At 73.2% G+C, this 19,103-nt stretch carries 16 protein-coding genes and 3 pseudogenes; 6 read left to right on the top strand and 13 right to left on the bottom strand.

From position 1 onward, the window contains the following. Positions 1–6: 6 nt before the first annotated feature. Positions 7–1,044, bottom strand: coding sequence for a substrate-binding domain-containing protein (locus KSNIM_RS36530; protein ID WP_263107481.1), 1,038 nt, complete (start codon positions 1,042–1,044; stop codon positions 7–9). A 252-nt stretch (positions 1,045–1,296) separates the two neighbouring features. Here KSNIM_RS36530 and KSNIM_RS36525 point away from each other — a divergent pair, with 252 nt between their 5' ends. The 3 genes from KSNIM_RS36525 to KSNIM_RS36515 all read left to right on the top strand — a co-directional run bounded on the left by KSNIM_RS36525 (position 1,297) and on the right by KSNIM_RS36515 (position 5,447). Beyond that, positions 1,297–2,217, top strand: a complete 921-nt coding sequence (locus tag KSNIM_RS36525; RefSeq protein ID WP_263107480.1) for an Lrp/AsnC family transcriptional regulator — start codon at positions 1,297–1,299, stop codon at positions 2,215–2,217. Positions 2,218–2,373: 156 nt separating this feature from the next. After that, the gene (locus KSNIM_RS36520) at positions 2,374–3,804 is read left to right on the top strand and encodes an APC family permease (protein WP_263107479.1); all 1,431 of its coding nucleotides are present in this window, start codon (positions 2,374–2,376) and stop codon (positions 3,802–3,804) included. Beyond that, positions 3,801–5,447, top strand: coding sequence for an amidohydrolase (locus KSNIM_RS36515; protein WP_263107478.1), 1,647 nt, complete (start codon positions 3,801–3,803; stop codon positions 5,445–5,447). The genes KSNIM_RS36520 and KSNIM_RS36515 overlap by 4 nt, the downstream gene beginning before the upstream one ends. Positions 5,448–5,825: 378 nt before the next feature. Here KSNIM_RS36515 and KSNIM_RS36510 read toward each other — a convergent pair whose 3' ends face one another. The 5 genes and pseudogenes from KSNIM_RS36510 to KSNIM_RS39550 all read right to left on the bottom strand — a co-directional run. Then, entirely contained in the window at positions 5,826–6,863 is a 1,038-nt protein-coding gene (locus KSNIM_RS36510) for an ABC transporter permease (RefSeq protein ID WP_263107477.1), read from the bottom strand. Further along, positions 6,860–8,431: a sugar ABC transporter ATP-binding protein gene (locus KSNIM_RS36505; protein ID WP_263107476.1), complete on the bottom strand. Its 1,572-nt coding sequence runs from the start codon at positions 8,429–8,431 to the stop codon at positions 6,860–6,862. The genes KSNIM_RS36510 and KSNIM_RS36505 overlap by 4 nt, the downstream gene beginning before the upstream one ends. 149 nt (positions 8,432–8,580) lie before the next feature. Further along, a complete protein-coding gene (locus KSNIM_RS36500; protein ID WP_263107475.1) occupies positions 8,581–9,627 on the bottom strand; it encodes a substrate-binding domain-containing protein in 1,047 nt (348 codons plus the stop codon). Positions 9,628–9,934: 307 nt separating this feature from the next. Further along, positions 9,935–10,144, bottom strand: a complete 210-nt coding sequence (locus tag KSNIM_RS36495) for a hypothetical protein (RefSeq protein WP_263107474.1) — start codon at positions 10,142–10,144, stop codon at positions 9,935–9,937. A 160-nt stretch (positions 10,145–10,304) separates the two neighbouring features. Further along, positions 10,305–10,616, bottom strand: a pseudogene (locus tag KSNIM_RS39550) (hypothetical protein); the annotation flags it as partial. 46 nt (positions 10,617–10,662) lie between these two features. On the opposite strand from KSNIM_RS39550, the gene KSNIM_RS36490 reads away from it, so the two are divergent. After that, positions 10,663–11,016, top strand: coding sequence for a VOC family protein (locus tag KSNIM_RS36490; RefSeq protein ID WP_263107473.1), 354 nt, complete (start codon positions 10,663–10,665; stop codon positions 11,014–11,016). A 210-nt stretch (positions 11,017–11,226) separates the two neighbouring features. On the opposite strand, the pseudogene KSNIM_RS39545 reads toward KSNIM_RS36490, so the two are convergent. After that, a pseudogene (locus tag KSNIM_RS39545) lies at positions 11,227–11,649 on the bottom strand (NPCBM/NEW2 domain-containing protein); the annotation flags it as partial. A gap of 33 nt (positions 11,650–11,682) precedes the next feature. Then, positions 11,683–13,389, bottom strand: a pseudogene (locus tag KSNIM_RS36480) (NPCBM/NEW2 domain-containing protein); the annotation flags it as partial. A gap of 628 nt (positions 13,390–14,017) precedes the next feature. Between KSNIM_RS36480 and KSNIM_RS36475 the strand changes: the two are divergent. Then, complete coding sequence (locus tag KSNIM_RS36475) at positions 14,018–14,647, top strand: hypothetical protein (RefSeq protein WP_263107472.1); 630 nt, start codon at positions 14,018–14,020, stop codon at positions 14,645–14,647. A gap of 39 nt (positions 14,648–14,686) precedes the next feature. Here KSNIM_RS36475 and KSNIM_RS36470 read toward each other — a convergent pair whose 3' ends face one another. From KSNIM_RS36470 to KSNIM_RS36455, 4 genes are all read right to left on the bottom strand, one after another. Further along, the gene (locus KSNIM_RS36470) at positions 14,687–15,109 is read right to left on the bottom strand and encodes a carboxymuconolactone decarboxylase family protein (protein ID WP_263107471.1); all 423 of its coding nucleotides are present in this window, start codon (positions 15,107–15,109) and stop codon (positions 14,687–14,689) included. Between the two features lie 60 nt (positions 15,110–15,169). Beyond that, positions 15,170–15,733: a hypothetical protein gene (locus KSNIM_RS36465; protein ID WP_263107470.1), complete on the bottom strand. Its 564-nt coding sequence runs from the start codon at positions 15,731–15,733 to the stop codon at positions 15,170–15,172. A gap of 367 nt (positions 15,734–16,100) precedes the next feature. Beyond that, complete coding sequence (locus tag KSNIM_RS36460; RefSeq protein ID WP_263107469.1) at positions 16,101–16,403, bottom strand: hypothetical protein; 303 nt, start codon at positions 16,401–16,403, stop codon at positions 16,101–16,103. 193 nt (positions 16,404–16,596) lie between these two features. Then, a complete protein-coding gene (locus KSNIM_RS36455; RefSeq protein WP_263107468.1) occupies positions 16,597–17,433 on the bottom strand; it encodes an EamA family transporter in 837 nt (278 codons plus the stop codon). A 129-nt stretch (positions 17,434–17,562) separates the two neighbouring features. Here KSNIM_RS36455 and KSNIM_RS36450 point away from each other — a divergent pair, with 129 nt between their 5' ends. Continuing rightward, a complete protein-coding gene (locus KSNIM_RS36450) occupies positions 17,563–18,147 on the top strand; it encodes a helix-turn-helix domain-containing protein (RefSeq protein ID WP_263107467.1) in 585 nt (194 codons plus the stop codon). Positions 18,148–18,450: 303 nt separating this feature from the next. Here the strand turns inward: KSNIM_RS36450 and KSNIM_RS36445 are convergent, their stop codons facing one another. Next, the gene (locus KSNIM_RS36445; RefSeq protein WP_263108243.1) at positions 18,451–18,993 is read right to left on the bottom strand and encodes a GNAT family N-acetyltransferase; all 543 of its coding nucleotides are present in this window, start codon (positions 18,991–18,993) and stop codon (positions 18,451–18,453) included. Positions 18,994–19,103 lie beyond the last annotated feature (110 nt).

The following is a 19,103-nucleotide window of genomic DNA, read 5'->3' as shown; positions in this document are numbered from 1 at the left end:
GACCGGTCAGCCGCAGGTGGCGCCCGACGCCTGCCAGGTCTCCGGATCGACCATGGCGGTGGGCGCGAACGCCTCTGCCGGGAAGGGCCTGCCGCTCCTCAGCTTGTCGTACATCGTCTGGACGGCGAGAGCGCCGACCTCGCGGCCGCTGATCGACAGGGCCGCGCGCATGGCGAAGCGCTGCCCGTGCTCCCCGCCCTGCCAGTCCCGGCAGGCGAGGTAGCCGCCCAGCCCCACCCCGATGAGGTCGGCCTCGGGCACTCCGGCGGCCCGCAGCGCGGCGAGGCCGCCCTCGACGTTCTCGTCGTTGCAGCCCCACACCACCCAGTGCTCGGGGTTCCCCGACTCCGCGGCCGTGGTGGCGGCGACGGCGCTGCGGGCGCCGTCCGGGGTGTTGTCGGTGGAGACGTTCAGGGTGCGGACCTGGCCGGCGTCCTGCAGGAAGGCCAGCTTTGCGGCGTCGATGCGCTCGCGGCAGACGCTGAGGTCCATCCTGGCCGCGGCGACGATCCGGGTGTCCGCGGCCTTCCACCCGGCCTTGCGGTACTCCACTGCGGCGCGCCGGCCGACCGCCTCGCCCATCTGGCTGCCGCTGAAGCCGACCCGCGGCACGAGCTTCTGCCGGGCGCAGACGGCGGGGTCGCCGAGGTCGGCGCAGATCTGGTCGTCGGAGGCCAGCAGGTCGATCCGGGCGTCGTGCGCGAGCCGCACCAGCTGCGGCCCGAGCGCCGGGTCGGGCACCGCCACGACGACGCCGCGCGCACCCCGGGCGGCGGCTGTGCGGACGGCGTCGATCGTGCGGGCCGCGTCCGTGCCGACGTCGACCACCTCCAGGTCGATGCCGAGTTCGGCGGCCCGTGCGCGCGCCCCGGCCGCCTCGTCCCGGAAGTACTGCTGGTCGCCCTGCTTCTGGATGTAGGCGACGGAGATCCTCCCCGTCCGGCCGGTCTCGGGGCCCTGGGTGGTGCAGGCGCCGAGGGTCGCGATCGCGGCGAGGACGGCGACGGCGCCCGACGGCTTCGAGGGGAGGGGGAGACGGGACATGGCGACCTCGGCGCAGGCTCTGGGCCCGGCGCCGCCGACCGGGTACGGCGGCGGCACGCGAGCGGGTGGAACGCGGGAAGACGGAACACAGGAAGAACGCGGCAGGGGCCCGCGAGGGAACGCGCGCAGGGGGCGCGGGCACCGCGCCGGCCCGACGGCTGCTCGGGGACCGCCCCGGGGACGGGGCTACGCTCGGCGGGGCGGTTGCGGGCGCGATCGCCGGGGCCGGTCGGTGGGAAGGGTGTGGCGGCGGTGCTGGACGGGCTGGATGCGGCGCTGGTCCGCGAGCTGCAGCGGGACGGACGGGTCAGCTACCAGCGCCTGGCCGAGCTGCTCGGCGTCTCCCGGGAGGCGGCGCGGGCACGGGTGCACCGGCTGACCGCGTCCGGTGCGGTGCGGGTGGTGGGGATCGTCCGTCCGTCGGTGGTCGGGATCACGGCGGTCGCCCATGTGTCGCTGGCGGTCGAGGGCCCGGCGAGGCCGGTCGCCGTCGCCGCGGCGGCCCGGGCCGCCACGTCGTTCGTGTCGTGCACGGCCGGTGGCGGCGCGGTGGTGGCCGAGGTCCGGGTCGCCGACGACCGTGCCCTGGAGCGCGAGTTCACCGCGTTGCGCGGCGTCCCGGGGGTGCACGGCATCGAGGTGTTCCGCTGCGCGGAGCTGCTGCGCGACGCCTACTCGCCGCTGCCGGGCGGGGCGGTGACGCCGCGTCCGGCCGAGGGACCGCCACCACCGGTCGACGAGACGGACCGGGTGCTGCTCGGTCTGCTGCAGGTGGACGGGCGGGCCTCGTTCGCGGCACTGGCCGAACGGGTGGGGCTGTCGCAGCCGGCGACCCGCGCCCGGGTGCTGCGGCTGCTGGAGTCGGGGGCCGTGCACGTGACCGGGCTGGTCGCCTCGCAGGCGCTCGGGGTGCGGGAGGCGGTCGGTGTGGGGCTCGGGGTGCGGGGCGGTGCGCGGGACGCGGCCGCGCTGGCCGTCGGGCTGCCCGGTGTGAACTACGTGGCGGCGGGCCACGGCCGCTTCGACGTGGTCTGCGGGGTGGACGCGGCCGACCGGGCGGCCCTGCTCGGCACCCTGGATGGGCTGCGCGCGCTGCCGGGCGTGGTCCGTGCCGAGTCCTGGTACCACCTCGACATAGTGAAGGAGACGTACAGCTACGATCTCCCGGCCTGACCGGCGGATCCGTCGCAGCTCGCAGTGTGGGATTAGGAATCGCAGGATCAGGCGGAAATTCCCTGCGGAAATGCATCCGGAGGCCATTGACGCGGTGTTTTCACCGGGACTTGAATGACCGGCGTCCCCCTCCCCCTCATCCTGCCGGGACGGCTGATGTCCAGATCCCCCCAGAGCGGCGTCGCCGCGCTCCCCCGCTCGCTCGGCGTCTTCGGCGGCGTCCTGCTGACCCTCTCCTGCGTGACCCCGGCCTCCTCACTGTTCATCGTGGTGCCGCCGCTGCTTCAGACCCAGGGCAGCGGCGCGGTCGCCACACTGCTGATCGCCGCGCTGCTCTCGCTCGGGGTCGGGTTCTGCTACGCCGAGCTCGGCACGCTCGTCCCGAGCGCCGGCGGCGAGTACTCGATCGTCGGGCACCTGCTCGGCCGGCTCGCCGGCTGGCTGGTCTTCGTGATCTCCGTGGTGTCGCTGCTGGTGATCCCGCCGATCATCGCGCTCGGCACGGCCGGCTACCTGTCGTCCGTGGTCTCCCTCGACCCGGCGGTCACGGGCGCCGTGGTCATGGCCCTCGCAGTCGCCGTCGGTGTCCTGGACATCAAGTCCAATGCGCTGATCACCGGCCTCTTCCTCGGCCTGGAGGTGCTCGCCGCGGCCGTGGTCAGCGTGCTCGGGCTCACCCACGTCCACCAGCCGCTGGGCAGCCTGGTGCACGCGGTCGTCCCGGACGGCCACGGCGGCACCGGCCCGTTCACCGCGGGCCTGCTGATCTCCGGCCTGGCCGTCGCGCTGTTCACCTACAACGGCTTCGGCACCGCGGTGTACCTCTCCGAGGACCTGCGCGACCCGCGCCGCACCGTCGCCCGGACGGTGCTGTGGTCGCTGCTGGCCGGTGTCGTGCTGATCACCGTGCCGGTCGCCGCGATCTGCCTGGGCGTCGATTCGCCGGACCGGCTCGCCGAGGGCGACCTGGTGGCGATCGTCGACTCCTGGGCCGGCAGCACCGTCGGCACCTTCGTCAGCCTGTGCATCGCCGCCGCCGTCCTGAACGCGGTGATCGTCATGGTGCTGCAGAACGGCCGGGTGCTGTACGCCTCGGCCCGCGACCGCACCTGGCCCGACCCGGTCAACCGGGTGCTCGGCTCGCTGCACCCCCGGTGGGGTTCGCCGTGGGCCGCGACCCTGGCGATCGGCCTGCCCGGCGTGGTGCTCGCCCTCGCGGTGCCGATCGACGCGCTGCTGGGATTCACCGGCGTCGTCGTCGCGGTGATCTACCTGCTGCTGGGCTGGGCGGCGCTGACCGCCCGCCGCGCCCGGCACCGCGCCGTGCCCGCCTGGCGGATGCCGCTGTGGCCGGCCGTCCCGGTCGTCACCATCGCCGTCCTCGGCTACGCGCTCACCCAGCAGACCGTCCGCGACCTGCTGATCACCGGCGGCGTGCTGCTCGCCGGCACCTGCTACTGGTTCGCCTACCTGCGTCCGCGCAGCGCCACCCACTGGGTGCTCAGCCTGCCCGCCGACATGGCCGGCGGCCCCGACCCCGACGGCGCCGTGGGCGTCGACGCCCCGCTGAACGGAGCCCGGCCGTGACCCGCCCCGCCGACCTCGTCCTCTACAACGCCCACGTGCACACCGTGGACGACGCCCGTCCGCGCGCCGAGGCGGTCGCCGTCCGCGACGGCCGGATCGCCTGGGTCGGCGACGGCGACGGCTGGCGCGCGTTCGCCGGCCCGGACACCGAGACGGTGGACGCCCGCGGCCGGCTGGTGCTGCCCGGCTTCGTCGACAGCCACAACCACGTCCGGCTGGGCTCCGACGCCGACTGCGTCCAGCTCGCCGGCGCCGGCAGCATCGACGAGATCGGCGCACGGATCGCCGACCGGCTGCTCAGCCACCAGGACGCCGAATGGATCGAGGGCGAGGCCTTCGACTACTCGGCGATCCCCGGCGGCCGGATGCCGACCGCCGCCGACCTGGACCGCTTCACCGGGGACCGGCCCGCGTTCGTGCTCAGCTACGACGTGCACACCGCCTGGCTGAACACGGCCGCGCTGCGCCGCCTCGGCATCGACCGGGACACCGTGCGGACCGCCTACGGCACCGTGCAGAAGGACCCGGCGACGGGCGAGCCGACCGGATTCCTCACCGACTTCGCGGTGCGCGGGCTCTCCCGGGACGGCCACCGGGCGCTGCGCGCGGCCGGCGTGCCGTGGGCGGACCCGGACCGGCAGTACCGGCGGCTGGCCGGCAGCCTCGACATGGCCGCCCGGTACGGGATCACCACGGTCGTGGAGCCGCAGAACTCCCTCGACGACCTGCCGCTGTTCGAGCGGGCGCTCGCCGACGGCCGGCTGCGGTCCCGGCTGGTCGCCGGGCTGTTCCACCCGCGCGGCACGACCGCGGAGGACCTGGCCGCGTTCGCCGCTGCCGCCCGCCGCCACGGCTCCGAGCGGTTCCGGGTCGGACCGCTGAAGCTGTACATCGACGACGTGGTGGAGCCGCACACCGCGGCGCTGCTGGAGCCGTACGCGGGTCACCACAGCCACCGCGGCGAGACCTTCTATCCGCCGGAGGAGTTCGCCGAGGTGCTGGCCGGGCTGGACGCGGCCGGCTTCCAGGCCTTCGTGCACGCCACCGGGGACCGCGGGATCCGCACCGTTCTGGACGCGGTGGCGCACGCCCGGGCGGTCAACGGGCCGAACGACGCCCGGCACCAGGTCGTCCACGTCGAGTGCCTGGACCCGGCCGACGTGCCGCGCTTCGCCGAACTCGGCGTCGTCGCCTGCATGCAGCCCCGGCACTGTTCGCCGGACATCGCCGGCCCCGGCCGGGACTGGGCCGAGGCGGTCGGCGAGCACCGCTGGAACAAGGCCTGGCCGATGCGCAGCCTGCACCAGGCTGGCGCCGTGCTCGCCCTGTCCAGCGACTGGAACGTCGCGGAGATGGATCCGCTGGTCGGTCTGTACACCGCGGTGACCCGGCGCGGCCTGGCCGGCGGCGACCCGTGGATGCCCGAGGAGACGCTCGACCTGGCGACGGCGCTGCGCGGCTACACCCTGGGCAGCGCGTACGCCGTCCATCTGGAGCACGAGCTCGGCAGCCTCACGCCCGGCAAGCTCGCCGACCTGGTCGTGGTCTCCGACGACCTGTTCGAACTGGAGCCCGAGGCGTTCCTGGACGCCCGGGTGGAGCTCGGCGTGCTCGGCGGCGAGGTCGTCCACCGGGCCGCCTGACGGAGCGTCGGCACGCGGCGTGCGCCGCGGGTCCGCACCCCGTCCACCACGGGGGTGCGGACCCGCGGCCGGCCGGCCCAGGACTCCGGGTCGAGCCTGGAGAACTCCGGCCGGAGCATCAGCTCCCGCAGCTGGGCGCGGCCGACGGGTGCCTCCGGCAGCGGTGTGGCGCCCGGGTAGCCCGTGGCCGAGATCGAGCGCCTCTCGAGGATCCGCCCGTCCGGGAAGTACCGCAGGGCCATTCAGTACGGCGCGTTGATCGGCGGGTCGGATCCGCCGGACTTCGCCACGTCTGATGCGGTGGGGTCCCGCCGGGCTGCAGTGATCTCCGCCGGGCGCGCGGCGGCGGCACGGAGATCGACGTCCGGTCGGCCGGTGTCAGGCGGGCAGGCCGATGGCGCGTTCGCCGCTGCGGCGCTGCTGGATGACGACGGCGACGACCAGCAGGGCGCCCTGGGCGACGTTCTGCCAGAAGGAGTTGATGCCTTCGACGGTCAGTCCGTTCTCCAGGCAGCCGAGCAGGGCGACGGCGAGCAGGGTACCGCCTATGCCACCCTTGCCGCCCTTGAGCGCACAGCCGCCGAGCGCGGCGGCGGTGATGGCCTTGAGTTCCAGGCCCTCGCTGCCGGAGGTGGGCTGGCCGCTGCCGGTGCGGGCGGTGAGCAGGATGCCGGCGACGGCGGCGACGACACCGATCAGGGCGTACACGGCCACCAGGTACTTGTTGATGTCGATGCCGGCGAGCCGGGCGGCGGTGTCGTTGCCGCCGATGGCGTAGATGTTGCGGCCGATATCGGTGTACTTGAGCAGCAGGTGGACGGCGAGGGCGGTGACGATGAGGATCCACACCATGACGGGCAGGCCGGCGATCTTTCCGCGGCCGAGGAAGACGAAGACGTCGTTGTTGAGGACGTAGCCCTGGGCCCGGCCGTTGGAGATCAGCTGGGCGAGTCCCTTGTAGGCGGCGAGGCCGGCCAGCGTGGCGATGGTGGGGTTGACCCGGCCGTAGACGATGACCACTCCGTTGAGGATGCCGATGACGACGCCGACGCCGACGGCGGCCGCCATCCCGGCCAGGGCGTTGGAGCCCGCCCCGGTGAAGGCCATCGCGCTGACGACCGAGGCGACGCCGGCCTGGGAGCCGACGGAGATGTCGAGGCCGCCGCAGATGATGACGACGGTCTGCACGACGGCGAGCAGGCCGGTGATGGTGGCGGCCTCGGCGATCACCTGGATGTTGGAGATGCTGAGGTAGTTGTCGTTCAGGGCACCGAAGAGAGCCAGGACGACGACCAGCGCGCCGATCAGGCTGAGGTTCTGTCCGCCGACGGAGAAGAGGAGCGCGGCGGGGCCGGCGCCCTTGCGCGCCTCGGTGCTGCCGGTGGTGGCCGGTGGCGTGTTGGTGGTGGTGCTCATGCGGCGGCTCCGGGGGTGGCAGGGGCGATGTCGTCGGCCATGGCGAGGTTGAGGACGGCTTCCTCTGTGGCGTCGGCCCGGTCGAGTTCGCCGGTGATACGGCCGTTCTGCATGACGAGGATGCGGTCGGCGAGGCCGAGGACCTCGGGGAGTTCGGAGGAGATGACGAGGATCGCGACGCCCTCGGCGGCGAGGTCGGCGATGATCCGGTAGATCTCGGCCTTGGCGCCGACGTCGATGCCGCGGGTCGGCTCGTCCAGGATGAGGACCTTGGGCTTGCGGGCGAGCCAGCGGGCGAGGACGACCTTCTGCTGGTTGCCGCCCGAGAGCTTGCGGACCTCCTGCTCGATCGAGGGGGTGCGCACCTGCAGCCGGTCGGCGTACTCCTGCGCGAGCTCCCGCTCCGCCGAGCGGCGGACGAAGCGGAAGCGGCGCAGGCGTTCGAGGACGACGGTGGAGGTGTTGTCGCGGATCGACCGGTGCAGGAAGAGGGCCTGGGCCTTGCGTTCCTCGGGAGCAAGGCCGAGTCCGGCGCGGATCACGGCGCCGGGATTTCCGGAGGGCAGTCGACCCCCGTCGAGGGTGACGGTGCCGGCGCGGACGGGCAGGTCACCGGCGAGGGCGAGGGCGAGTTCGGAGCGTCCGGCGCCGATGAGTCCGGCGAGGCCGACGACCTCTCCGGCGTGGATCTGCAGGTCGATGTCGCGGACGTCGTCGGTGGTGAGGCCCCGGACGTCGAGCACCAGGCGGTCGGTGGCGACGTGCGGGCGGGAGAGCATCGCGGACAGGTCGCGGCCGACCATGAGCCGGACGAGTTCGCCCTCGCTCGTGGTGGCGGCGTCCTGGACGCCGGCGAGCGCGCCGTCGCGCAGCACGGCGATGCGGTCGGCGAGTTGGAAGATCTCCTGCATGCGGTGGGAGACGTAGACGACCGCCACGCCGTCCTCGCGGAGCCTGCGGATCAGGGCGAACAGCGCGTCGACCTCGTGCTCGGAGAGCGAGGAGGTGGGCTCGTCGAAGGCGATGACCTTGGCCTCGCCGGTGAGGGCCCGCATGATCTCGACCAACTGGCGCTGGGCGGGAGTGAGTTGCGAGCCGAGGAGGTCGGGGTCGAGGACCTTGTCGAAGCCGAGTCGCTTCAGGTCGGCGGTGATCCGGCGGCGCAGCTCGGCGCGGTCGAGACGGCGTCCGGCGGCGCGGGGCAGCGAGCCGGCGTAGACGTTCTCGGCGACCGAGACGTGCGGGATGATCTCGGGTTCCTGCGGGATGATCCGGATGCCGGTGCGGCGGGCGTCGGTCGGCGAGGCGAGCTGGACGGGCCTGCCGTCGACGACGACGCTGCCCTCGGTGGGCTGGTGGTCGCCGGCGAGGATCTTCAGCAGCGTGGACTTGCCGGCGCCGTTCTCGCCCATCAGCGCGGTGATCCGGCCGGCAGGGAAGTCCAGGGTGACGCCCGCCAGGGCCTGCACGGCACCGAACCGCTTGGAGACCCCCTGTACGCCGGCGCCGCCCGGGGCCGGGGCAGCGGGCGGACGGGGGTTCGGCTTCTCGTCGTGGGCTCGGCTCATGTGGTCACCTTCGATTCGTGCGGGCAGGGTCGGCGGAGCTGCGCGGACGGGAGGGTGGAGGCCGACGGCTCTCCGGGCAAGGGCGCGGGCCGGGGCGGCAGGAGGCCGGCCGCCGCCAGGGGGACGAACGCGGCCGGCCCGGTGGGGCGTCAGCTGCAGCCGACGCCGGCGGTCTTCCAGGTGGTCGGGTCGACCATGGTGGTGGGCGCGAAGGCCTCCTTCGGGAAGTCCTTGCCGTTCTTGAGCCTGTCGTACATGGTCTGGACGGCGAGGGCGCCCACGTCCTTGCCGTTGATGAACAGGGCGGCCTTCATCCCGGAGGGCTTGCTGCCGCTCCAGTCCTTGCAGGCGAGGTAGGCGCCGAGGCCGACACCGATGACGTCGTCCGCTCCGATGCCGGCGTTCTCCATGGCGGTGACGCCGCCCTGGACGTTCTCGTCGTTGCAGCCCCAGACGACCCAGTGCTTGACGTTCGCGTTGGCGGTGACGGTGGCGGCGATCTTGTCCTGGGCGCCGGTGGGGGTGTTGTCGGTGGCGACGTCGATGTTCTGCACCTGGGCTCCGATCCCGGTGGTGAAGGCCTGCTTGGCGGCCTTCACCCGGTCGCCGCAGACGGTGACGTCCTGCTTCCAGGCGGAGACGGTGCGGGTGTCCGCCGGGTTCCAGCCCGCCTTCTTGAACTCCTCGGCGGCCCGCTTGCCGACCTCGGTACCCATCTGCTGCCCGGAGAAGCCGATGCGGGCGACGAGGTCGTCCTTGGTGCAGGCCGCCGGGTCCGGGCCGGTGGCACAGATCTGGTCGTCGGAGGTCAGCAGTGCCACCTTGGCGTCCCGGGCGGTCTGGACGACCTGCGGGCCGACGGCCGGGTCGGGCACGACGATGATGACGCCGTTGGTCTTCTGCGCGATCGCGGACTGCACCTCGCTGACGGTCTTGTTGGCGTCGTTGCCGAGGTTCACCACCTTCAGGTCGATCCCGAGTTCGGCGGCCTTGGCCTTGGCGCCCGCGGCCTCGCCCACGAAGTACTCCTGGTCGCCCTGCTTCTGCAGGTAGGTCAGCGAGATCCTGCCGTTCACCGGCGCCACGGCGCCGTCCCCGCCCTTCACGGACTCCTGGCCGGTGGAACAGGCGGTGGCCAGACCGAGGGTGAGCAACAGGCCCGCCACGGCGGCGGTTCGGGTGGTGGTCCGAGACATGGGAGCCCCTTCGAGCGTGCGCCGGAGGCGGCGCGTGAACAGGTGCGGGGAAGCGCCGGTCATCGAACGCCGATGGCCGACGGTGGCGCTGGAGGTGCGCTCGGACTGCCGACGCCGACACTCCGAGATCCATCAAGAACCAACATGTTCAAACGCTATGCGACATATGACACCCGTGTTGCATGGCAGCGTCAAGGGGGCGGGAGGGCCGATACCAGCTTGTGACCACGGACCGGCGGTGGCCGCCCGCGCCGCTGACCGCCCCGTCACATGCCGTACGAACGACGGAAGTTGAGGTCCGCCGAGGTCAGCGCCCGAAGGCCGACCGGCACGGCACGGCCGTGCCGCGGACCGACCACGGGGCTGACAGCAGAGCGGGCATCGGGGACCACGCGGCAAGCTGCTCGATCGGCAGGGAATTCGTGACGCGGGTCAGATCGGGAATGTTCAGCAGGCGCTCGGCGACCGCGTTCGTCGTCGTGCCGGCGCCGACGCCGACCACGCTGCCGGACTTCACCAGGGTCGCCGCGGCGTCGGCATGGCGGGCTCGGCCGCGGACTCCAGGGTGGACCCGGCGTCGAAGCCGGGGTCCTCACCGCTCCCTGCCGTGGCCACGGCCCACCGTGGACCTTCTCCACCGTGCCGCGGCGCTCCGGCGCGTCGAGGTCGCGGCGGACGGTCATGTCCGGTACCCCGCGACTGGCCAGGTCCGAGACGCGTACCGCTCCGTCGCGGCGGACGGCGTGGAGGATCAGAGCGCGCCGCTGATCCGCCAGCAGTCCTTGATCCACCACGGCCACCCCGACCCGTCGCGGTACGCCCGATCGACGGCGCCGAGTGCAGCGCGGCAGATGTTCCGTATCGCCGGCCGCTGCGGGCCCGGAGGACGGTATGCCCGTTCGGCGGGGCGGCCGCCTCCACGGAAAAGCCCGTGCCGCCCGCAGCCATGTCGGACCGCCCCGCGGCACCGACCGCCGGGAGCGTGTCATGGTGCGTTGCGGAGACTCCCGATCGCCGTCCTGGCAGGATGGCGGCATGGAACATGTGCTTGGAATCGGCGGGTACTTCCTGCGGGCCGCCGACCCGGCGGCCATGAGTGCGTGGTACCGCGACTGCCTGGGGCTGGACGCGGACGAGCACGGCCTGTGGAGCCAGGAGGCCGGGCCGACGGTCTTCGCGGCGTTCGAGTCCGGGACCGACTACTTCGGGTCCCGTACCCAGCAGACCATGCTCAACTTCCGTGTCCGCGACCTGGATGCGATGCTCGCGCAACTGCGGGCCAAGGGCGCGGACGTGTCCGAGGAGACGCAGGAGATGGAGGGGGTCGGCCGGTTCGGCTGGGTCACCGACCCGGAGGGCCGCCGGATCGAGCTGTGGCAGCCGGCCTGACCGCCCCTCACGCGGCCAATGGCGTGGCGGCGGGTTGTCCGGATGTTCCGGGGGTGCGCGGCCGCCGCCGACACCCGAGTGGGGATGCCACGCACATCAGCAGGGCCGGTCCGTCGGCCGACTCCAGGACGCGCCGTCCCACGGCGCGCCTTCCCTCGGGCATGCCGGAGCCGGTCCCGCCGCGGACGACGGGACCGGCCGGGCGCCGGGTCAGGCGCAGGTCAGCTGCGGTGCGGCCCAGTCCGCGTGGTCGTAGGTGTTGCCGCCGTCGGCCGGCCCGACCTGCAGGGTCAGCTCGAAGGCACCGGTGAGCGGGGCGTCGAGGTGGACGGCGCCCCCGGCGCCGGTGACCGTCCCGCTCTCGGCGACCTTCACCCCGTCCGCAAGGACCTGGAAGGTGACCGAGCCGTTGGAGCCGACCTCGTCGTCCACGCCGGCGTCGGTGCTCAGTGCGGTGCACCGACCGCCGAGGTAGTAGGTGACGGTCGAGGGGGCGTGGGCGCCGAGGCCCTTGGCATAGGTCGTGCCGCCGATGGTGAGGGTCCGTCCGTCACCGGCCGCGCTCTCGCCGTTGCTGCGGTCGCGCTCGACCGGGCCCCAGCCGTTGAGCGAGGCCGTCCACGACAGGTCGCTCAGGGCGTGGGTGCCCGCCGACGGCGCCGTTCCGCAGCCGATGCGGGCCCCCGCCCAGTCCGCGTGGTCGTAGTCCTTGCCGTCGCCGGCGTCGGTGACGACCAGCCGCAGGTCGCTGCCGCCGGTGAGGTCCGCGGTCAGGCGCAGGGCGGGGTCGGTACCGCGGCGGACGCCGCTGTCGGCCACCAGGGTGTTGTCTCGGTAGACCTGGAAGACCGCCGAACCCTTGGTGCCGACCTCGTCGTCGATGCCGACGTCGACCACCAGACCGGTGCAGGTGCCGCCGAGGTGGTAGCGGACGTCCGAGCCGGCGTGGGTGCCGAGGCCCTTGGCATAGGTCGTGCCGCCGATGGTGAGGGTCCGTCCGTCACCGGCCGCGCTCTCGCCGTTGCTGTGGTTCCGCTCGACCGGGCCCCAGCCGTTGGCGGGCGTGCCCGTACCGGTGCCGGTGCCGGACCAGGCCAGGTCGCCGAGCCAGTGGAGACCGGTGGGCAGCGCGGTCGGAGCGCTCGGCGTCACCCGGAACATCACCGTGCCGTGCGGGGGGACGGAGGCACTGATCCCACCGGTCGTGGTGGTCGTCTGCTTCGACCACAGGTCCTTCAGGGTGTAAGAGCCGGCGCCGCCGATGCCGGCGGCCGCGGCGGTCGTGGCGACCGTCCTGGTGACGGCGGTCTCGTTGGTCAGGGTGACGGCGCGGCCGCCGTCGGCGAGCGGCTTGCTCATGACGACCAGTCCGTCACCGGAGGAGATCACGGCGCCCTGCCGGCCGAGCGGGTCCTGGTCGACGGCGATCACATCACCGTTGGTGAGGACGGCCATCGTCGCGGCGCTCGCGGTGCGCAGGTCGGAGCCGATCAGCAGCGGCGCGGCCATCTCCGCCCAGAGGCTGAAGTGGGTGCGGTACTCGGTGTCCGTCATCCCGCCGTTGCCGACCTCCAGCATGTCCGGGTCGTTCCAGGCGTTCGGGCCGGCGTAGGGGGCGAGGGCCTGGTTCTCGTGCGCGATGGAGATCATGCTCGACCAGGAGTCGGAGATGTCGCCGGTGGTCCGCCAGGAGTTGCCGGTCTCCTGGGCCCAGGTCCACGGCTGGCTGCTGCCCCACTCGCAGATGCTGTAGAGGATGGGGCGGCCGGTGGCCCGCAGGGCGTCGCCCATCGCCTTGTACCGCTGCCTGGCGTCGACGCCCTGGTTGTTGCAGTTGTCGTACTTCAGGTAGTCGACGCCCCAGGACGCCCAGAGGTTGGCGTCCTGCTGCTCGTGGCCGAGGCCCCCGGGGAAGCCGAGCCCGTCGCAGGTCCTGGTGCCGGCGCTGGAGTACAGGCCGAACTTCAGCCCCTTGGCGTGCACGTAGTCGGCGACCGCCTTGATGCCGTTCGGGAAGCGCACCGGGTCCGGCACGAGGTTGCCGGCGGCGTCGCGGGTCGGCATCGCCCAGCAGTCGTCGAGGTTGACGTAGCTGTAGCCGGCATCCTTCAGTCCCTTGGTGACGAAGATGTCCGCGATGCCCTTCACCATCGCCTCGTTGAACTCGGCCCGGCAGTGCGTGGAGTTCCAGTTGTTGAACCCCATCTGCGGGGTGACGGCCTGGGAGTTCTGCAGCGCGGCGGCCGGGGCGGCGGTCGCCACCTCCAGGCCGACCAGCGCGGCGGCACCCAGCGTGCCGCCGCCGCACAGCACGGCCAGGGTGGTGGCCAAGCCGACGGCCCTCTGTCGGATCTTGTGCGGGATCGTGGTCATGCACGGCCTCCGGGACGCAATCAGCACACAAAGACACTGAATCCAACGGAACTGAGCAGTGGAGAGCCTCGGCCCGTTGAGTGCCGGTTGTCAAGAGAACCGGCAGCGGTCGACACGCCACCTCGGTCTCCCCACCACCCCGGCAGCACAAGGAAGTTGGCCGGATCTCGCCCGGGGGCCCGGCTACGCACGCCGCCCGTGGGCTGCCGGGGGCGGCGAGTAGGGCCATCGCAGTTCTCCGCAGCTACGGGCGTCCGCCGGCCGGGAGTTCCACGGGCTCGCGAGCGTCCGGGACGACCCAAACCCCGACTTCTGGCGAGTCTTCGGCATCCAGCCGGTGACTGGCGCGGTCCACCCCGTCCGGTGGACCGGCGAAGCCCGGTCACCAACAGCTCCGCCGGGCCCTGGCTCCAGTCCCTCCACCACGTCGGCCGTCCTCTCAGCCGATCGCAGGTGCTCGGAGATCCGTTCGAGGACGAAGACGTCGCACTGGACGAGTTGAAGGCCCTGGCCGACGACCTCAAACGGGGACCACGCGTACCGCGGGCCGGGGATCGCGTGCGACCTGACGGCAGGTCGGGGCGTCTTGAGAAGTGCCGACTCGGCACAGTTCTTCTCAGGGGGATCCATGAACGACTTCGTATCCGTGCGCCGCGCCTCGCTGCTCGCCGCAGCGGCCGCCTCGGCCCTGTTCGCGCTCGCGGCCTGCGACTCGCCCGACCCTGTCGCCGCCGGGGCGAGCGCCTCGGCGGCAGGCCCGACGGCGGGTGCGTCCGCGGTGACGCCCACCGCTCCGTCCGGCCCCGCGCCCGCCAACGCTCCCGGCCCCGCGTCCGGTTCTCCGTCTGCGAGTGCGGCCGCCGCGTGCGGTGCGCCGGCCGGCGCGGCGTGGGTGTTCGTGTCCTCGGCCGCGAAGACCGCGGACGGCGGCGCCGACCTCGCCGTCTCGGACACCAAGGTGACCTGCAGCCCCGACGGGCTCGACCCCGTGGTGGAGGGCGCAGGGGGCGCCGGCGCCCGGACGCTGCACCTCGCCGCCGGTGCCGCCGTCCATCTGCTCTCCCCCGACAACTGGCCAGCCGATGCCACCCCCGCGGACCTGGCCGGCCTGTTCGCCGCCCACGCCGCGGGCCGCCCCGGCACGGGTGCCCTCGGCTGGAAGGGCAGCGTCTTCACCGTTCGCCTCGACGGGACCGGCCGGATCGACTTCCTCGGTCAGGGCCCCTGGTCGGCCCTGAGCACCGCACCGCCGAAGTGACCCCCGGCCCGGCGGGCGGCGAGCGGACGGCGCCGCCTGTCAGGCGCCGTGAACGGGCAGCAGGCCGCGCTCGGCGAAGACCCGTTTCGCGGCGAGGGTGGCGTTGATCGCCTTCGGGAACCCGCAGTAGGCGGCCGCGTGGAGCAGGGCCTCGACGATCTGCTGGGGTGTCAGGCCGACGTTGAGGGCGGCGTGGACGTGCACCTCGACCTGGGGCTCGCAGCCGCCGAGAGCGGTGAGCATGCCGAGGGTGACGAGTTGGCGGTCGCGGGGCGGCAGTGCCGGGCGGGAGTAGATCTCGCCGAATCCCCAGGCCGCGATCTGGTGGGCCATCTCCGGGGAGACGTCCGAGAGCGCGGCCACCACCCTCTCGCCGGCCTCGCCGTCGATCCGCGAGAGCACCTCCATGCCCCGCTCGAAGCGGGCCTGCCGGGTGCGCGCGGTCGTGCCGTCAGCGGTCATGGCGTGCTCCGTTCCCTCCGGTGGTCCTTCACGTGGTCGCTTGTCTCACGGGATGCCCGTTCACGCGGCCTCGGGCGCCGCCCTGCGCGTCCGGGCCCGTCCTCCCCACCACCACGAGGCCGCGCCGACCAGCAGCGCCGTTCCCAGGGCGTAGGCCGGCAGCCAGCGGGTCGTCGTCGCCGCGAGGCAGTCGTCGACGGCCTCCTGACTCTGCTTCTGCTGTGCGTGGGCGAGCGCGTCGGCGTCCCGGCCGGCGAGGTCGCCGAGCGCGGCCTCGGTCTGCAGGCTCTGGTAGCGGCCGGAGTCGACGCAGGTCTGCCGGGTCTGCGGCATGGGGAAGAGCCAGTCCCAGCGCTGCAGCGCGGGGGCGAGCGCCAGAGCGACGCAGAGCCCGATCACCATCGAGTACGCGGCCAGGCTCCAGCCGTAGGCGGCCGGCCGGCCCGACGTCCGCTCAGGCACCCGGCCGAAGGAGAAGACCACGGCGAGCAGCGTCACCCCGAGGTAGGTGGAGAACCACTGCCAGGACCCCTGCGCGAGCGAGAACGCCAGCACCACGCCGAGCGCCGTCCCCAGCACACCGGCGTCACCGCCCGAACGCTCCTTGCCCGTGGTTCCGTCCACGGCCCCGGTGTCCCGGGCGCCCCGTCGGCTGCGCACGCTCACACGCTCTCTCCTGCCTGCCTCCGCATGACCAGCCTGCTACGGCCGCCCGCCATGCCTCCGACACCGCGCCAGGACCACCCCGACCCCCACCCGCCCGGACCAGCCGTCCGCCCCGGGTCGGAACCGGCTACGGGCGCCGTCGACCGACCCACCGTCCCAGGCGCGGATCGTGGAGGTACGGAGCTCGGCGGAGGGGGACCTGCCGGGGACGTCGGCCGCTTCCCAGGTCGGGGCCATGGGTCGGCGAGCGCGGGTCGGGACGGCCGCCGCACCTGTGCGGTGGCCGTCCCGCACGACGGGCCGGGCTGCCCGGCCTCGAGCCGGTTCAGCCCTCGAAGCCCCGCTCGTTCATCACCTCGAGGTTGCGGAACACCGGAGGTCCGTCGCACAGCGCCGCGGCCTGGGACGCGAACTCGGCGGTCTCCGGGCGCCGGGAGTTCTCCATGGCCTGCTCGTAGGAGGGGAACTCCACGATGTTCAGGTACGTGTTGTCGGCGTCGCGGTCCCGGGTCTGCAGGGCTCTGGTGGCCACGCGGTTGCCCTCGTTCTTCTCCACCCAGCTGTCCAGCAGGGCGTTGAATTCGTCGATCCGACTCGTCTTGTACTCGATGATCTGAATGAACGTCACGTACGGCCTCCTCGACTCGGCGGACGGCGGCCGTCCGCCCGTCCAGCGTCCCCCCGTCCTCGGCGTGCCGCAAAGGCAGGCGGGCCTGTGGCCGGTGTGCGCCCGCGCCCGGCACCGGCGGGCGCACGGTGGACGCGCCGGAGTCGTCGCGGCGGCGTTCGGCGGCCTTCCCGCCTCAGGCGAGACTCCCTCCTCAGGCGAGGGCGAGCAGGCTGACGGCGAGGGCGGCGACGCCCAGGCCGGCGAGCTGGCCGCGGTGGATGCGTTCGCCGAGCACGGCGCGGGCCAGGAGGACCGTCCCGGCCGGGTACAGGGCGGTGATCACGGCGACGACGGTGAGGTCCCCGCTGCGGACGGCGAGCAGGAACAGCAGGTTCGCCACGGAGTCCAGCACTCCCGCGCCCGCGGACATCGCGTACGCGGGCCGCTCGGAGCCCAGCCGGCGGCGCAGCAGGCCCGCCGCGGCCAGGGCGACCGCCGAGGAGACCGCGCGTCCCACGATCAGCGGGGCGACGCCGCTGTCGTTCGGCGCCTGGTGCAGGAAGACCAGCTGCAGGGCGATGGCGGCGCCGGCGCCGAAGGCCAGCAGCAGCGCGGCTCGGGAGGGTCGGGCCGATCCGGTGCCGGGTCCGGCGCTGACCAGCACCACCGCCGGCAGGGCGAGCGGCAGGCCGGCGAGTCCGGCTGCGGTCAGCTGCTCGCCCTGCAGCAGGCCGACCGCGACGGGCAGCGCGGCGGACACCAGCGCGGTCACCGGAGACAGCACGTTCATGGGGCCGATCGCCAGGGTGCGGTAGAGCAGGGCGAAGGCGGCGGCCGAGGCGACGCCGGAGGCGGCCCCCCAGCCGATGGCGCCGGGGCTGAACGTGGCACCCAGCACCGGCCAGAGCAGCAGTTCGACGGCGAGGGAGGCGGGTGCCGCGATCAGCACGGTGCGCAGGACGTGGGCCTTGCGGGAGCCGAGGCCGCCCAGGAAGTCGGCGCAGCCGTAGGCGAGGGAACTGCCGAGGGCGAGGAGCAGAGCGAGCACGGTTCTTCCCCTACGATGTCATTGGAACGACTGAAACGTACATCGGATCGACCGATCTGGTCCAATGGAATGACCGCACGGTGCATTCCATTGACCTCGCGCGGGGACCTACGAGGGGATGGTGACCAGGTGGCGGAGGCAGCCGCGGCCCTGCGGACGGTGGCGTACAACGTCCGGGCGGCCCGCACGCGGGCGGGTCTGTCGCTGGACGAGCTCGGCCGGCGGGCCCAGGTCAGCAAGGGCGCCCTGGTCGCACTCGAGAAGGCCCAGGGCAACCCGAACCTGGCCACCCTCGTCCGCCTCGCCGACACTCTCGGCGTCTCGGTGTCGGCCCTGATGCAGGGGCCGTCCGAGGGCAGGGTGCGCATCGTCTCCGCCGACGACGTCGCCCCGCTGTGGACGGGCGAGCACGGCGGTGAGGCCCGGCTCGTCCTGACGACCTCGGGTCCGGCTCCGGTCGAGGTGTGGCGCTGGCGCCTGGAACCGGGCGAGGAGTACCCCAGCCACCCCCACCAGGCGGGCGTCGTGGAGACGGTCAGCGTCACCGGCGGCCGGATGACCCTGGTCGTCGACGGCACCGAGCACACCGTCGAAGAGGGACAGACCGCCACCTTCGACGGCGACACCGCCCACACCTACCGCGGCGCGGGCACCGGCCCCTGCACCCTGATCATGACCGTCCACCTGCCACCGGGCCCCGCATCCACGGCCTGACCCGACGCCGGAGCCACGACCACCGCGCCCACCGCCCCCGTGCCGACCGGCGCCGGCTCGCCCGATGACCGGATGCGGCGGCCTTCCCGCGCGCGAGGCTGCAGGACGGCTGGAGTCACGCCCGTGGTGCGACGACGGACAGCGGCCATGGGCGGGCCGAACGGACCGTCATCATCCTGGGCAACGGCGCCGAGATCGCGGACGTCTTTGGTCTTCCTGCCGGGGCGCCGTCCGGGCGGGCCGCGCGGATCGACCTGGGTGCGGCCAGGGTCCGCCACGGGGCTGCCGTCCTCGTAGCCGCCGTCAACGAGTGGCCGTGGCGTACTGCTCCGACGACAACTCGAACACCCGCACTCGCCGACCGCAGGCGGGATTGACGGTCTCACGGGCCGGATGCATCCCCAGCTTGGTCATGATCCGTTCTGAGGCGTCGTTGCCCACTTGAGCGATGCTGACGATCCGCTCCAGCCCTCGCTCTTCGAAGCCGAAGCGCACAGCGGCCGTAGCGGCCTCGGTGGCCAGGCCCCGACCCCAGTGGGAACGCCCCAGCCGCCAGCCGACCTCGACCGCCGGCAGTACCTCCGGCAGGAAGTCGGGCACCGAAAGGCCGGTGAACCCGGCCAGCTCGCCAGTGGACCGGATCTCCACGGCGAACAGGCCGAAGCCCTTCGACTCCCACTCGCTCTCCCACGCCCGGACCCCGTCACGAGTATGCCGTTCGTCACGGACGCTGCCGTCCCGGATCCACCGCATGACCTCGGGATCGGCATGGATGGCGGCCATGGGCGCAACGTCGTCCTCGCGCCAGCGACGCAGGATCAAACGGGGAGTCTCGAGCGTGACCATCCAGTCATTCTGGATCACCGATGGACTCTCCACCATCCTCACCAGGCACTTTCGACATGACGCCCCGGAAGTCGACTTCCGTCGCGGCGGCCGGCCGAAGGTCGCCCAAG

The organism is Kitasatospora sp. DSM 101779 (assembly GCF_025655475.1).
In the GTDB taxonomy this organism is placed as follows: domain Bacteria; phylum Actinomycetota; class Actinomycetes; order Streptomycetales; family Streptomycetaceae; genus Kitasatospora.
The sequence above is the reverse complement of the archived record's forward strand: the minus strand, read 5'-3'. Positions and strand labels throughout refer to the sequence as shown.